This is a genomic window from Coleofasciculus chthonoplastes PCC 7420, from assembly GCF_000155555.1.
Classification (GTDB): Bacteria; Cyanobacteriota; Cyanobacteriia; order Cyanobacteriales; family Coleofasciculaceae; genus Coleofasciculus; species Coleofasciculus chthonoplastes_A.
The window spans coordinates 158,007-174,318 of sequence record NZ_DS989855.1 but is presented as its reverse complement, the minus strand read 5'-3'; the positions used below and the strand labels follow the sequence as shown (position 1 = coordinate 174,318).

General features: G+C 46.1%; 7 protein-coding genes. 4 read left to right on the top strand and 3 right to left on the bottom strand.

Translation table 11 applies throughout. The features are described from left to right. Positions 1-11: 11 nt before the first annotated feature. From MC7420_RS20815 to MC7420_RS20805, 3 genes are all read right to left on the bottom strand, one after another. Positions 12-5,789, bottom strand: coding sequence for a two-partner secretion domain-containing protein (locus MC7420_RS20815; protein ID WP_006102716.1), 5,778 nt, complete (start codon positions 5,787-5,789; stop codon positions 12-14). 145 nt (positions 5,790-5,934) lie between these two features. Next, positions 5,935-6,768, bottom strand: a complete 834-nt coding sequence (locus MC7420_RS35515) for a DUF928 domain-containing protein (protein ID WP_006102594.1) — start codon at positions 6,766-6,768, stop codon at positions 5,935-5,937. A 716-nt stretch (positions 6,769-7,484) separates the two neighbouring features. After that, the gene (locus MC7420_RS20805) at positions 7,485-10,274 is read right to left on the bottom strand and encodes a CHAT domain-containing protein (RefSeq protein ID WP_006102657.1); all 2,790 of its coding nucleotides are present in this window, start codon (positions 10,272-10,274) and stop codon (positions 7,485-7,487) included. Positions 10,275-10,811: 537 nt separating this feature from the next. On the opposite strand from MC7420_RS20805, the gene MC7420_RS20800 reads away from it, so the two are divergent. The 4 genes from MC7420_RS20800 (at position 10,812) to MC7420_RS40075 (ending at position 16,256) form a co-directional block, all read left to right on the top strand. Continuing rightward, positions 10,812-11,951, top strand: a complete 1,140-nt coding sequence (locus MC7420_RS20800; RefSeq protein ID WP_006102764.1) for a DegT/DnrJ/EryC1/StrS family aminotransferase — start codon at positions 10,812-10,814, stop codon at positions 11,949-11,951. Between the two features lie 424 nt (positions 11,952-12,375). Further along, the gene (locus MC7420_RS43885) at positions 12,376-12,630 is read left to right on the top strand and encodes a DUF2887 domain-containing protein (RefSeq protein ID WP_315897232.1); all 255 of its coding nucleotides are present in this window, start codon (positions 12,376-12,378) and stop codon (positions 12,628-12,630) included. After that, positions 12,626-13,231 (top strand): Rpn family recombination-promoting nuclease/putative transposase, encoded by a 606-nt coding sequence (locus MC7420_RS36250; protein ID WP_315897234.1) that lies wholly within the window; start codon positions 12,626-12,628, stop codon positions 13,229-13,231. Before MC7420_RS43885 ends, MC7420_RS36250 begins: the two co-directional genes overlap by 5 nt. Before the next feature lie 100 nt (positions 13,232-13,331). Beyond that, the gene (locus MC7420_RS40075) at positions 13,332-16,256 is read left to right on the top strand and encodes a hypothetical protein (protein WP_006102600.1); all 2,925 of its coding nucleotides are present in this window, start codon (positions 13,332-13,334) and stop codon (positions 16,254-16,256) included. The last annotated feature ends 56 nt before the right edge of the window (positions 16,257-16,312 follow it).

Sequence of the window (16,312 nt, the reverse complement as noted above, 5' to 3'; positions counted from 1 at the left end):
TCGGTGCGCCCCTACGGGGACGCCGTTGGAGAAACCTGACAATGAACAGGTTCTTGCCAACTGCTGTGAGGTTTTCCATCAGGAGCATAAGCCGTCAATATCACATTCCCTTCCTCATCAATAATCCATCCTTGGGCTTCGATAATTTGTTTGGGAGGATGGTTAATTAAATCATTTTTTCCCTCGGCTTGTCCTTCTATTTCCTCATCTTCTTCCCTGGCTATCACTGTACCAAAATCATCTTGTACCAAATCAGGACTGAATAAATCTGTGGGGTTTTCAGGTAAACCACCTCGTCCCGTGACAGTAAATTGACTCTGACGATTACTAGCTGCACAGGTTCGGTTAATTTGTCCAGAGGGATCAACCAAAGTGCTGGGGAGTTGAGTCAGTCCGCGACTGGGATCTAAAGATACATCGAGTATAATTTCACCAGAATTGCCAAACTGAGAACTAGCATCAATATCATTAGTGCGATTTCCCTCAATAGCTGGACGTTCTTCAATGCCGAAAATGCCTTCACCTGTAATGGTAATCCGACCCCCATCACCCCGTTCAGCGCTAGCAATAATATCACTGCCGTTAACACCTTCTGGGGGTAGGGCTAACAGAAAAATGGTGGTAATGTCAATATTACCGCCATTGGCATCACCAGAGGCTTTGGCAGAAATTAGGCTTTCATTGGTCATCAGTAAGGTGTCTAAGTTTTGTAGGCTAATATTTGCCCCGCCTTCTACACCACTGATTCCAGTTTCTGCGGTGAGTTGACCTTGGTCTAACTGTAGGGAGTTTGCCTTAATCGTTAGATTTCCGGCTTGTCCAGAGGGACTACTTACGGTTACTGATGCCTCATTATGGACTGACATCTGAGTTGTTTTAACGGTTAAGTTACCTGCTGTTCCACCTTGACTGGCTTCAACCCATAGACCACCTACTCCATGTAAGTCTACAGATTCAGTCGTATTGATGCTTAAACTTCCGGCTGTACCCTTTTGAGTTGATGCTGAAATCAGACTGTTGTTCACGGTTAAGGTGTTTAAGCCTTCTAGGGTAATATTTTCACTAACACCGGATATGTTGGAGGCTGATAGCTGCGAGTCTTCACTTAAGTTTAACTGTTGGCTATTGAGCGTCAAACCCCCAGCTTTACCGCCTTCAGATGTGGCTGCAACGGATAGGCGACTGTTGTTGAGAAATACCGACTCAACCGGATTTTCTCCTACATTAATCCTGACACTTCCGGCTGTTCCTGTTCGGGTGGATGCTGAAATTTCACTATTATTGTTGACTCTTAAAGTATCCAGACCTTCTAAAACAATACCCTGACTCCCAGTAGAGACATTAGATGCCAATATCTGTGAATCATTTTCCAGGTATAACTGTGGGGTACTAATAGTTACGCCTCCAGCAGCAGCCGCTCCTGTAGACTGGGCAACCACACGTCCCTGATTTCTTAGCTGCAAAGATTCTCTGGCATTGATAGTGAGATTACCGCCTGTCCCCTCTGGATGGGGAGAAGCGGTGGAGGCGGATACAGAAGCATCATCAGCAACGGTTAACCTTTGGGTTTCAATCGTCAGGTTGCCTGCAACACCGTTACCAAAGGTTGCTACTGAGAATACACCATTATCGGTGACGAGGATAGAAGACGCTTTTAGGCTGAGTTGACCGCCATTACCTGTGGCACTGTCTGTGACTATGGCATTTATACTACTGGGATTCCTGTTTGGGTCAGTGCCAATCACTTCAATCTTTTCTGTCGCCGTTACAGTTAAATCTCCAGCATCGCCTATGCCACCAGTCAAGGCGGATAAAGTAGCACCATCAACAATACGCAAGCCCTGAGTCGAGATGGTCACATCTCCCCCTTTTCCTGTGGCATTAGGTGCGACATCGGCAAACAAACTACTGGGATTTCCATTTATGGGGGTTGTGCCAACTAACTCAATCTCACTCGCATTGACGTTTAACTCACCCCCATCCCCTGTACCGAAGGTTGCCACAGATATTTGACCTCCCTTGCTCAGTGATAATTCTGCTGTTTCCAGAGTCAAATTCCCACCCCTGCCTGTGGCTTCTGGATTAACTTGCACCGTGATACTACTCGAATTCTCTTGGGGGTCAGACCCAATTACTTCAATTCGGTCAGTGGCTACTACTCGTAACTCCCCAGCATTTCCTTTGCCAAATGTGGTAGCGGATAAAGTAGCACCGTCAACAATACGCAAACCTTGGGTAGAAATAGTTATATCTCCCCCTTTTCCTGTGGCATTAGGTTCGACAGTGGCAAACACACCACCAGGACTCCCATTGATGGGGTTATCGCCAATTAATTCAATCTGGGTAGCATTGACATTTAACTGACCCCCATCCCCTGTGCCGAGGGTTGCCACAGATATTTGACCCCCTTGGCTGACCAATAGTTCTGCTGTCTCCAGGGTTAAATTCCCACCCTTGCCTGTGGCTTCTGGTTCAACTTGCGCCCGGATACTACTGGCATTCTCTTGGCGGTCAGACCCAATTACTTCAATTCGGTCAGTGGCTACTACTCGTAACTCCCCAGCATTCCCTTTGCCAAATGTGGTGGTGTTCAAAGTAGCACCGTCAACAAGGCGCAAGCCCTGGGTATCGATGGTCATATCTCCCCCATTTCCTGTGGCATTAGCACCGACAGAGGCAAACAAGGCACTGGGACTCCCATTAATTGGGTTTGTGCCAATTAACTCAATCTCACTCGCATTGACGTTTAACTCACCCCCATCCCCTGTACCGAAGGTTGCCACAGATATTTGACCCCCTTGGCTGACCAATAGTTCTGCTGTCTCCAGGCTTAAATTCCCGCCCTTGCCTGTAGCATTAGCATTAACTTGTGCCCGGATACTACTGGAATTCTCTTGGCGGTCATACCCAATCACTTCAATTCGGTCAGTAGCTACTACCCGTAAATCCCCAGCATTCCCTTTGCCATAAGTGGTAGCGTCTAAAATAGCACCGTCAATAATTCCTAAGTCCTGGGTTTGCAGGATAACATCTCCTCCATTTCCTGTGGCATTAGCACCGACACTGGCAAACAAGCCACTGGATAAGCCATTTATGGGGTTTGTGCCAATTAACTCAATTCGGTCAGTAGCCACCACCCGTAACTCTCCTGCATTCCCTTTGCCAAATGTGGTGGCGTTTAAAATAGCACCATCAATGAGGCGCAAGCCTTGGGTAGAAATAGTCACATCTCCCCCATTTCCCGTGGCATTAGGTGCGACATAGGCAAACAAGCCACTGGATAAGCCATTTATGGGGTTTGTGCCAATTAACTCAATCTCAGCAGCATTAACGTTTAACTCACCCCCATTCCCTGTACCGAAGGTAGACACATCTATCTGACCCCCTTGGCTGACTAATAGTTCTCTACTCTCCAAGGTCAAATTCCCGCCCTTGCCTGTGGCATTAGGATTAACTCGCGCATCAATACGAGTGGAATTCCCGTCAAGGTCATACCCCATCACTTCAATGCGGTCAGTAGCAACCACCTTTAACTTCCCAGCATCCCCTTGTCCATAAGTGGTTGCGGATAAATTAGCACCGTCAATGAGACGCAAACCTTGGGTAGAAATAGTCACATCTCCCCCATTTCCTCTAGCATTAGAGCCAACTTGACCAAACAAGCCACTAGGACTCCCATCGATTGGGTCAGTGCCAATTAACTCAATTTGTGTAGCATTAACGTTTAACTCACCCCCATCCCCTGTACCAAAGGTAGACACCCCTATCTGACCCCCTTGGCTGACTAATAGTTCTCTACTCTCCAAGGTCAAATTTCCGCCCTTACCTGTGGCATTAGAATTAACTTGCGCTCGGATACTACTGGAATTCCCTTGGGGGTTAGACCCAATAACTTCAATGCGGTCAGTAGCAACCACCTGTAACTCCCCAGCATCTCCTTCTCCATACGTGGAGGCGGATAAAGCAGCACCGTCAATGAGGCGCAAGCCCTGGGTAGAAATAGTCAAATCTCCCCCATTTCCTCTGGCATTAGAACGGACATCGGCAAACAAACCACTGGGAATCCCATTGATGGGATTTGCGCCAATTAACTCAATCTGGGTAGCATTGACATTTAACTCACCCCCATTCCCTGTACCGAACGTAGACACAATCAGTTGAGAGCCATCGCGGACAAGCAACTCTCCGGTTTCCACAGTCAAATTACCCGCATCGCCTGCACCCAATGTAGCTGTTGAAACCACCGCTCCTTCTTTTAATAAAACTGACCCCGATTGGATACGAGTATCACCCCCCGCACCGACACCAGGGGTTTCACTAACGATAAAGCCACCTGTCAGAGAAACAATATCGTTGGCAATCAAAGTAATATTTCCTGCATTTCCAGAGGTGGAGGATGAGTCAATTTGGTTGGTGATCTTGATAGCGCCGCGAGAGTCGATAATTACTGAACCAGCGTTACCTGTAAAAACAAAGTCATTAGTCAAAATACTGCTAACTTCAATGTCTCCTGATAAAGAAGGATTGGGTTGATATTGATTAGTCAAAAAGACAACCCCATTGGCAGCATCTACAAAAACTTCGCCTATGGCAATATCTGCACTATCTGGAATATCATCAAAATTTCCACTAACATCAAAAAAATTGTTTCCTGTTAGTCCAATAGGACTACCAACCACATTGGGATCTAATCCTGCTCTCACATCCAACGTTGGCTGTACTTTCCCATTAATTGCCAGAACCGTACCATCGGAGAGGGTAACATTCTCCCTAATACCCTCGGTTGGATCAGTTGCGGTAATCGTCACTGTACCAATAGCTACCCATCCCCCAGCAAAAATGTGTAAGGATGCTCCTGTGTAGCGATTGAGCAACACATCGCCGAGGGCGCGAATAACTGGGTCTTCAGGGCTTGCCAAATCTCCCAAATTCCCATCTAACTGTTCAATGCGAAAATTGCCCCCACTCCAATAATGTGCATCTCCCCATACTGGGGAAGCACTTCGCAGCACCATATCCTCACCCGAAAACAAGCCACTATCGGGATGATTCAAGGTAAAAATATCAATGGTTTGATTTCCCTGAACTAGCAGGTTTCCTTCTGCTGATACAATAAATGGATGGGTGACACTATCCCGAATTGTTACTGTATCCTGGGCTTTTAAGGTTAAATCTCTCCCGGCGGATAACTGTCCCTGTAAATCCAAATTATCTGCCGCTAAGGTTAAATCTTGTCCGGCATTCAAATTCCCCGCATTCGTAATCCTTCCTCCCGGAGAATTTGCGCCATACTGTAATCCTGGTGTAATATTAATCGTCAATAATGGCGGTGCTTGGGGATTGGTGGCACTAAACTCACTGCCATCGGGAAAGGTAAAACTATTGGCGGTAGAGGCGACAAACGAACCGCCAACATCCAACCTCGCATTCTCGCCAAAAATAATGCCGTTGGGATTAATTAAAAACAGATTAGCCGTGCCATTTGCCCGAATCCACCCATCAATATCCGAGATATTAGCACCCGTTACCCGACCGAAAATATTCTCAATATCCAAGGCATTATTAAAGAATGCCTCACCCCCTATCTGCACGGAAAATTCTTCAAAACTATGAAACAGATTCACTCCCCGAACCGTTCCCCCTTCAATTAGGCAAACTGGACATCCCGTCACCTGAGAATTTACTGGAAGTGTATTATCGGGGACGATTTGAGCTGATGCTGTGGTAACATTTGTCCAAAAACTGAGAGCAATGCTGCTAATCAAAAAGGGGTTATTCAAGTGTTTCATGGTTATTTTGCCTTACGATTTTTGTTTTCCATGGCGGGGAAGATTATCTCAATTGAAATCTGCTATCTAACAGGGATTGATGTCCTATTTGCCTAAACTGATATCTCTCTTGAAAAGAATGCAGAAGGTAGAAGGAACAACAATTTTAATCCTGACTTAATATCAAAGGCGCATCGGTAATATCTTCTAAACCAGCCTGTTGCAATAAGTTTTGCCATGCCGATACCACCTCTGGATTATTGGGTTGAGTTTGACGAAGTGCCGCCAGATTGACTAGCGCGTCCTGCCAAATCCCAGCTTCAGCATATACTGCCACTTTATCCAAACCACTCACTTGGTCTAATGAACGTGTCAGCCTTGAATCCGGTGAGACACGGCGGATTAATCCCTCGACAAAGGGATCATTGGGATCACCGACTTGACAGGTCATTGACACTAACCATTTATAGTCCTTTCCTACATCCAATGGGAGCGTAGTTTCCGGTAAACTGATGCGATAAATTCCTGGAGTTTCTGTTAACTCTCTCCGGGCAGTTTCACCAACTTGCTGACCTTCCTCATCTTCTACTCTCAGTTCTAGGACATTAGCAGAGGTTTCAGGAACATAAACCAGAAACGTTGCTTTCTCTGATACAGTCAACTGAAAATTAATCGAAACCGGGGATGGATCTGATTGCTTAAACTCTGGGGTAACTAAAACCGAGGGTACGAGTACCGTGAGTAATTGAGAATTGGTAGCCTCTCCTGCAACAGGTTGATCCTGGGAACATTGTCCATCATTGCGCCTTCCTCCACCTGTGGTGATATCGGGTGCAGGTTGGTCTGGGTTTGGTTTAAAAATGACCCGTTTTGACTGAACGTGAGAGGGCGTTTGGGTCTGTGCCTGTGTTGCAATAAAGAAACTTGGAACTATCCCCAGTTCTAATAACACTGAGGCTGAAATAAGCGCAAGGTATCGAGGGAGTTGAGTCCAAACCATAATTATTTTCTGGTCACAAGTTATCAACAAACTCATCGCTTTGATTGAGCTTGTTTTTGGTGATGAATCATTAATGGTGTCAGGGCTGTATTAGTTATTTACATAAATATATTTCTCTCAAATAAGTTAATTTGAGAAATTCTTCAATTGATGGATTTGGTGAGGGGTCGATTCGTCCGGACAAAGGGGCGAAACTATTTCTAATGATAATTTAAGCTAAAACCCCCTTGACAGTCAAGGTTTCCACATTTAAATATCCTATAAGATCATGTCTAGCTGTATAAGCTGTAATTAAATTGGGTATTAGTAGCGAGCAAGATGCTCACACTACAAGGATTGCGCTATTATTGATATTAAGGTTTAAATGCCGAACAGCTTACCTTTTATACCTGTAGTTATTTAAATGGATTGTAAGATATAGAAATACACCCATTCTAAGCTGGATGGGTTTCCTTTCTACTCTTTTACTTGTCTCCCGTTTTACGTTCCAAAATAGGAGAATAATGCTACCGAAATTGATATACAGCACGGGTCAATTAACTTATAATATTAGCTTATTATAATCACCTCCTGGCATTGTTAACATGAAAAGATTTTTAAAGGTTCCTTCCAGATACATTGAGTTTTACTACAAAAGATTACATAGGTTGTAGTTGGGCTTGACCTAAGCTAACCCAACAGAATATAGGGATAAAGTTCCCTGACTACAAAGGCAATCAAAGCCAATTGCCCAGCAACACAAACGGTGTCCAATAATAAGGATGTCTAAATCTCGACTGCTGCAATAGCGCCACCTGAGCCTGACGCAACGCTTCCGCCTTGGTGACATCGGCTTGTGCCAATTCCTGATAAAATTTCACCATCAACATCGCCGTAGACTGGTCATCCACTGACCATAACGTCGCCAATGTACTCCGCGCCCCCGATCGCACAGCGACTCCCGCTATTCCCAACGCCGCACGCTGATCCCCTGCGGCGGTTTGACAAGCACTCAATACCAGCAATTCAATCGGTTGACGTTCCCTTTCCTCCCGCGCCTGGAGGACTTCTCCTAATTGTTTCACATTCACGCGATCATCCCACGCCAAAATAAAGGTATCTTCAGCATCAGAACTAAACTGACCATGAGTGGCTAAATGAACCACCGGAAATGACGCAGCACTTATCTCTTTTTGCATCGCCGCACTGGTAAACTGCTGATTCAGTAGCACCTGCGCCGGAATCTCCGCCTGAATCTGCTGTATCTCCGACTCCACACCAGGTAACGCTGGAAAGTTCTGTTTTGCCTCACTTAATCCCCCCACTAACACCTTAATTGGGGTACGGCTTAAGGGTTGAGGTTCCAGGATTTGTAGACTTGGAGTCAGGGCGACACTGTATTTTTCAATCAGATAGTTTTCACCATCATATAATGCTGCCATGGGCAGACTTTTCAGCGAACCATCTAAGGCAAATACTAAAGTTTTAATCTCAGACGCCGCTAACTCCGTCTCAATCGGTTGCACCAACCAATCGTACAATTGAGAAAACAGAGGTAATCGTTCGCGATCGCTCGCTACTCGTCGCAGAGAACGGCGGGTTTGAGCCAGAACCGTTTCTACTTCCGTCTCAGATATATTAGTCGCATAGTGTCGTAGCGGTTGATTCGCTATTGCCACAATCACCTCCAATCGATCCGGTAAAATAATCGGATAAATCACCGCCGCATTCGCATCAACTTGGTCAACGGGTTCTGGTTGCGCTGTCAAACAAGCCTCACGAAAGAAATTATCTAATTCGGCTAACTGTAGCGATTCAATCACCTCACGGGCTTGAACTAAATTCTCCTGGCTAACCGCTTTATTCCCCGGTTGCAATAGTAAACTAACAAGCTGGCGATAAATCGGTTCTACACTTTCTCGAAATGAGAACTGTAACTCCAAATTCGTCGCAACTAAATCATTGCGTAGGGAATTGAGAGAATGAATCGCTTCTTTATAAGCAGCAACAGCACTCTGGATAGCTGAATCATCGGCAATCCCTCGGTCTATCTGGGCTTTCAGCAGTCGCCCTAACTGCCATTGCCACAAATAAGCAATATCAGGAGAATTGACCGATTGTGCCAAAAGTAACGCCTGTTCTGTTAGCGTTTTCGCTTCAGACCATTGTTGAGTATACTCGTAAATCTGACCCAAATAACCCAAGCTGTATGATTCCGCTCGTTGATCGCCTAATTCCTTTGCTTGCTGAATTCCGATAGTCAGAATTTGAGCGACTGCTTGTGGATTCAGGGCGGGTTTAGTGTAGAGACGCGCCATGGCGCGTCTGTACAAGGGGGTTGTCTCTGTAAGGTTAGAAGTAAAACCTGCACCGACAATTGTGGATGGGGCGGGTTTAGTTACGTTAGCGGTTTTCTCTGAAAGGTTAGAAGTCAAACCCGCCCCTACAACCTCTGATTCATGACGCCATAGTTTCAGCAGGCTTTGGCTAAAATTAATTCGAGCATAAATACTGCTACGATTTATGGGTAAATTAGCAAATTTGGACTGTATTTTCTCAGCTAATGCTTCTGCATCTGTCCAGTTTTCTAGTTCTATCAATAAACGCAGTTGATTTAATTGTACCTGTAGGGTTGTGGTGGGTGAAACAGAAGACGCGATCGCGTTTTGATAAAACTCAATTGCCGCCTTCAATTCTCCTTGACTATACGCCGTATTTCCCAAACTCAAAAACGCCGCCGTAATCCCTGAGGATAAGTCTAACGTTTGGGCAATCGCTAAACTTTCCTGCAACACTGTCTCCGATTCTTCCAAGTCACCCACTAAGCGCAACGTATCGCCAAAACTCAATAATCCCGCCGCCTTTATCGACGAATCCGGCTGATTTTGCAACCGTTGATTCACTTGTTCTAAAGTCGCCCTAACTCGCGGATAAAACCCCAGAACTCGCAAGGCTTGCGCCTGATTCATCAAGCTACGCACCACGCCAATGTCATCACCCACCTGCTGATAGGTTTCTGTCGCCTCTTCCCACGTCTTCAGCGCCTGTTCCGGTTGTCCCTGTGCCAATTGCAGCTTCCCCTGGGTATTCAGCACCTGCGCCAAAACCGTCGTGCGATCGCGACTCGCTGTTTCAGTTTGCAAAAGGTGTAAACTCTTCTCAATTGCCTGATTCGCTGGCGTCCACTGTCCCAACTGCTGATAGGCGAGTGCTAAATTGCTCAGTACCATGGCTTGATTCAGGGAATCCCCAAGACTTGCAAAGAGATCTGCTGCCTGTTGCCAAGCGGTTACAGCGGCGGCAAATTTCCCCGACTGATACCGTTGTAAACCCACTTGCACCAATTCAACTGCATCGGGGGGAGACACCTGAACCACAGAAGTATCGGGAATTGCCGCATTCACCTCCAGGATTCCCATTCGGCTGGGGAAATCTTGCCACGCCAATGCAACCGTCAACACCGTCGTCAAACCCACTAAGCCTAGATACTTGAGGAACTGCCTGAATCGTTTTCCTGTAGCGCTCATTGGACTATCTGAAATGGAACTATAGCCGTGAATCCAACTTCAGGATACTCCGCTTCCTTGAAAAGGGGGAGAATTCAAAGCCTCTCTCCTCGCAGGAGAGAGGTTTGGAGAGAGGTTCTCCATAAGCTCAGTCAATCCCAAACCCTCCGGATAGAGGAAGAGCGATCGCGGGAAATAAATACAAGACCCACATATCGCCTAATTTTGAAATTTAAGCGATAATGTGGGTTTTACTCAGGGTTCAGCAGGGTGCATCTGCTGTGGCTGGCAGGGTGCATCTGCTTTTCTTAGTTTGCCTGTTCCAGCGCGGTTTTAGGTGTAGCTATGATAAAGATGGTTTGAAGAGTTTGTGAAGCATGGGGGGATGGGGGAGATGGGGGAGATGGGGAAGATAGGGGTGATAGGGGTGATAGGGGGAGATGGGGAAGCTGGGGAAGCTGGGGAAGCTGGGGGAGATGGGGGAGATAGGGGGATGGGTTATTGATAGAAGACTGATTTCCCGGTAATTTCTATATAAAAATATCTAGGTGTAAGCGAGTGAATCACATTCCCCCTATTGATCTGGCACGACAGTATAAACACATTGAAAACCAAGTCAGTGTAGCTGTTCAGGAGATTCTCACCTCCGGACGTTACGTTGGTGGGCTTGCGGTTCAAGGCTTTGAGGAGCAATTTGCGGCGTACATGAATACCAGCGAATGTGTCGCCTGTAACTCCGGCACAGACGCTTTGTATCTGGCACTGCGAGCCTTACAGATTGGACAAGGGGATGAGGTGATTACCACGCCCTTCACGTTTATCGCCACGGCGGAAGTGATTACCCGGGTGAGGGCGACACCTATTTTTGTGGACATTGATCCCCATACCTTTAATCTTGACGTTAATCAGATTGCAGGGGCGATTACGCCGAAAACAAAGGCGATTCTCCCCGTTCATTTGTTTGGACAGCCTGTGGATATGACGGCGATTATGGATATCGCCCAAGCGCATGGTTTAGCGGTGATTGAAGACTGCGCTCAAGCAACGGGGGCGGAATGGGCAGGACAAAAGGTGGGTAGTATTGGGCATATTGGCTGTTTTAGCTTCTTTCCCACCAAAAATCTAGGGGCTTGTGGGGATGGCGGTGCTGTGATTACCAATGACCCAACCCTAGCCGCTACAATCAGAATGCTGCGGGAACATGGAATGCGCGATCGCTACCACCACGAAGCGACAGGGATCAATAGCCGTTTAGATGCACTACAAGCGACCATTTTACAAATCAAATTAGGTTATCTCGATCAATGGAATCAAGCACGCTCTCAGATCGCTGATCGGTATCACCAGTTATTACAACCTCTTCCAGAAATCGTCTTACCTCAAGAAACTTTAGGAAGCCATGCTGTCTGGAATCAGTACACAATTCGTCTAACTCAAGATAGCCGCAGCAGTGACTATCGAGATCACATCCGCCAAAATCTGCAACAGATGGGCATTATTTCGATGGTTTATTACCCTCTACCGTTGCATTTGCAGTCGGTTTATCAGAGCTTAGGGTATCAATTGGGTGATTTTCCAGTTGTTGAGCAAGTGTGTCACCAAGTTTTGTCTCTACCTATATTTCCCGAATTGTCCTTCTCAGAACAGCAGCAGGTTATCTATGGTTTAAAAGATTGCTTGATCAGTGCGGCTGAATGACTCATGGGACAGTAGGTTTAGATAGTATCGTGTCCCTAGGAATGCAATCGCCCGTTGGCACAAAATGCGATCGCACTGTAAAACTAATTTAAATGAGATTATTGAGGAGAGGGCGACCCGAGTCAATTATAGCAACCGCCATAGCGGTTAGGACACATCATTTATGTAGAGACGCGCCATGGCGCGTCTCTACAATGGTGCCGAAAGTCCTAATCGATGTGTCTACTGCTATAAGTAGACGCTTTGTCAATTAGTGCAAGCGGGTCGCCCCTACAGGGATTCGGTCGCCTTGCGCCCAGGGAACAGGTGTTTCTCTTATCTATAACGGGCGCGATTTCCGCCAAGGGCGCGATCGCTCTCCTCTCGATTCATATATTATTAATTTTGTCAATATAATCTGAATAGAAATTTTGGGTAACAGAGGTTGGCATACTACCCATTGTCAACGGTGTCACCTTTACCCAAGGAGAACGTGAAAACTGATACCATCTTCTATAGCCTGTTTAAAGAGTTCCCCAGTATCTTCTTTGAACTGATTAACCAATCCACAGAACAAGCCGCCACCTACCAATTCACCTCCCGTGAAATCAAACAACTCTCATTTCGAGTTGATGGTTTATTTTTACCCAAGAACGAAGCCTCAAACCAACCCTTCTACCTAGTCGAAGTTCAGTATTGATTTAATCGAAACAATCATCGTTTACAAATTACCACAAAAAAGCCGTCAGGAGATAGAAGCAATGTTAGGGTTAAGTGAACTTAAACAAACCAAAGTGTATCAGGAAGCCAAGCAAGAAGGGTTAACAGAAGGCAGGCAGGAAGGGTTAGAAGAAGGTGAACTCAAAGCCAAGTTAACCGCCATCCCGCGTATGCTCCAGTTTGGGTTAAGCTTGGAGCAAATCGCTCAGTTGCAAGATTTGCCAGTAGACGTTGTCCAACATACGTCCCACTTATTCCATAAGCAAAATGTTGCGGCTTTTGTTGAACTGTTACATCATCAACGCTCACTTTTTTCCCCACAAGACTTAGCGGAATTGGCTTTTTTGATTCAACCGTTACCCGATAAAATAGAAGACTTATCATGCGCTATCGCCCAGTGGTGCAAGCAGGAGGGACATGCTGCACAGCTAATGGCTTGGCGTCAAATCCGATCAGGCTTATTGAGTGCGATGGTAGAGAAGCTCTTGGGGAGGAATTCTGATACTCAGGAAACTCCATCGGTTTCCGTGAACAAAGCCATGGTGCAGAATGCGATTGAGTCAGGAGAGTCATTTGAGTGAGCGATCGCGCCACCACATCCACCTAGGGCAGTAGATTTAGATATTACTGTGTCCCTAGGAATATGATCGCCCGTTGGTGGTTTAAAAGATTGCGTGATCAGTGCGACTCGATAACCGTCGCTATCTCCACGTATTCGCGCAGGATAAACCCGTTATCGTAGTCTGGCGTGACGAGTTAAGTCACAATAAAAAATATCAGCCACCCGGTCAACGGATTAATTTTGTGCGAGTTGTTCTCGTCTACCTCACCCATAGTGGTGGATTGTTGACCATCTGTTTCTTGATTCACAGATGGATACCGACTCTCAGGGAACCCCTCTGGGCGACTCTATTCTTGGCGCTGATGGTGGCAGAATGGAATCTGAGCAAAGGGCAAATTGTAGAGCCGAATCCCCCATTCCCTAGCATTAAACAAATTTGGTCTCGCAGTTGCTGGCATCTGGGTTTTGTGCTAGCCGGACTCAGTTATGTCTTGCTAGCCGATGAGATCTTTATTGACCTATTTTTTGTTCCCGCTTCTATGCCACCTTGGGGACTCTTATGGCTGTTAACCCCGTTAAGCTTAACCGACATTGCCAGCCGAAGTACGCGATCGCGCCAAGGCAACAAAGAGGCTAATTCCTTTCCCAGAGAGTCATTCAACGATTCCCTGATTAATCCGTGGTCATCGGTAGACAACACTGAGTTAGACTCAGATTCTACTCCCAATCAGGAGCTAAACTCAAGGCAAATCCAAGTATTTTGGTGGAGTGCGATCGCCTTATTTCTCGTCCAAGGGCTAACCCTATTCCAACCGGATATCAGTCTCATCGGTTTGGGTGTCGCCACTTTCGTGATGTTCATCAATAGTTGCTATCTCAAGCAACCCTTAGCCGCCGCGATCGCGATTGGATTTAGCCTAAGTTTTGGTGCAGTATATCTGGGACAAGGCATTGCCGGATTACCCCCAGTGTCTTCTGCTGATTGGTATTGGGTGGGCGCGATCGCAATTTTCGGATTATGGCTGCTACGCGCTGGCTTAACGCCCCAGTCTAGCAGGCTAGCTCAATTGTACGCTCAAGCCTGCGATCGCTGGGCAATGGCTTTGTCTACTACGGAACTAGGACTACTGACGCTGCAAAGCGCCAATATGTATCTAGAATTCATTCCATCCAGTTGGCAGTACCTGACTGCATCAATGCTCATTGGTGGTACTATTCTTTACCGATATTGGCATTCTTTTCCCAAATTCAGTATTTACGGCATTAGTTGGGCAATAGAATTGACAATAGCTAATGCGATTGTACTGCTTAATGGTTCATCCTTAATCCTCGGTGCTGCGAACATTATCCTGGCTTATGCAACACTAATTCTCAACCGTTGGTGGTTTGCTCGTTTAGGTGGGGAAGACGGGGAGCATGTAGAGACGTACCCTGGCACGTCTGAAATACGGGAAGGAAATTGGCGGGATGTATTGGAATCTTTACCCTTAGTTTATGCCCTGATTGGCATTAATTTGCGCTTTTCTTATTTCACCCCCTATACAGGGTTGCTCACCCTAGGTGCGGCTTTAACAGGCATTATCCTAGGGCGTCGCCGTCTTCAAGGGAAAGGCATCACCTATCTTTTCCTAGTAGGTATTTCCCTTGCCTGGTACGAGTTGGTAATTTATTCTCTGATTGGCATTAGTTTACGCTTTTTTTATTTCACCCCCTATACGGGATTGCTCACCTTAGGTGCGGCGTTAATCGGTATCAGCGTAGCGTATCACCGTACTCAAGCCAAAGGTATTATCTATCTTTCTCTGGCAGGTATTTCCCTGGCTTGGTATGAACTTGTGATTTATCAGATACTGCAAAGCGATGGGGGAAATCCTGGGAATGGCTTGATTATTTTAGCGTTAGTCACGGCTGTACTCTGCGGTATTTATCGTTCACTCACCTGGTTTTTGCGGTCGCGCGATCAGGCTACATTTTTCCATATCAGCGTCACCCAAATCGAAATTACTGCCCACATTCATTGGGGAATGGGTAGTGTCTTGATGGTTATAGCGGCTGGGATGTCTGTGGGAACCTCCCCTAACCTGATGGAATTCGTTGGACTTATCCTCAGTTTGATCCTCGCTAGTTATGCGTTTTTCCAAGGAAATTTACGAATTCAACAACGCCAGTTTTCGTCCCCATCTCCCCCATCTCCCTCATCTTCCCCATCTCCCTCATCTTCCCCATTTTTCCCCAAGTCTCACATCTGGATATACGCCGGATTAACCGAGGTTGTTGCCATTGGTATTTATGCGCGTTTGATATGGACACAGTTAAGCCTATTTGATCCCTGGCGAGCTATAATTGCAAGTCTATTCGCGATCGCTGTTTATCAAACGCCCTGGTGGCGGTGGGGATGGAATGATCAGCCTTGGCAAAGATACGCCACGATATTGCCTCTTCTGAGCATTTTAATCAATCCTCAAACCCTCTCTTCTTTTAATTTATTGGTTCTTGCCGGTTTTTATTCCTGGGTCACCAATCGCCAATCTAATTTACGTTGGACATACTTAAGTTTATTTTTTATCGATTGGGCAATTTGGCGTGTTTTGCAAAGCCAGCAGGTTACTGAACCCTTAGCCTATGCTGCCGTGATTGGTTATTTTTTCCTCTACATCGCCCAAATTGATCCAGAATTAAGATTACCGCAAAAACGGAATTGGCGTCACTACATCCGCTTACTGGGTAGCGGCATAATCTGTTTGGTGGCGTTAGGATTTCATCAAGACGTTGGACTCATTCCGGGAATTATTAGTCTGATTGCTATTGTGGCTGGATTAAGACTGCAAGTCCGAGCATTTTTAATGGTTGGAACGGTCACATTTATTTTTACAGTATTCTACCAGTTAGTCTATTTGGGTTTTCGCTACCCATTCTCTAAGTGGATTATGCTCATAATTGCTGGCATTATTTTTATCAGCATAACCGCTAACATTGTCAAGCGACGTGAGCCAATTCTTGACCTTGTTCAAGATTGGATCGATCAATGGCGAGAATGGGAGTAGACTAGGTGGGGACAATTAAAGTTAACGCCAGAGATCGTCATAACAGCTTATAATTC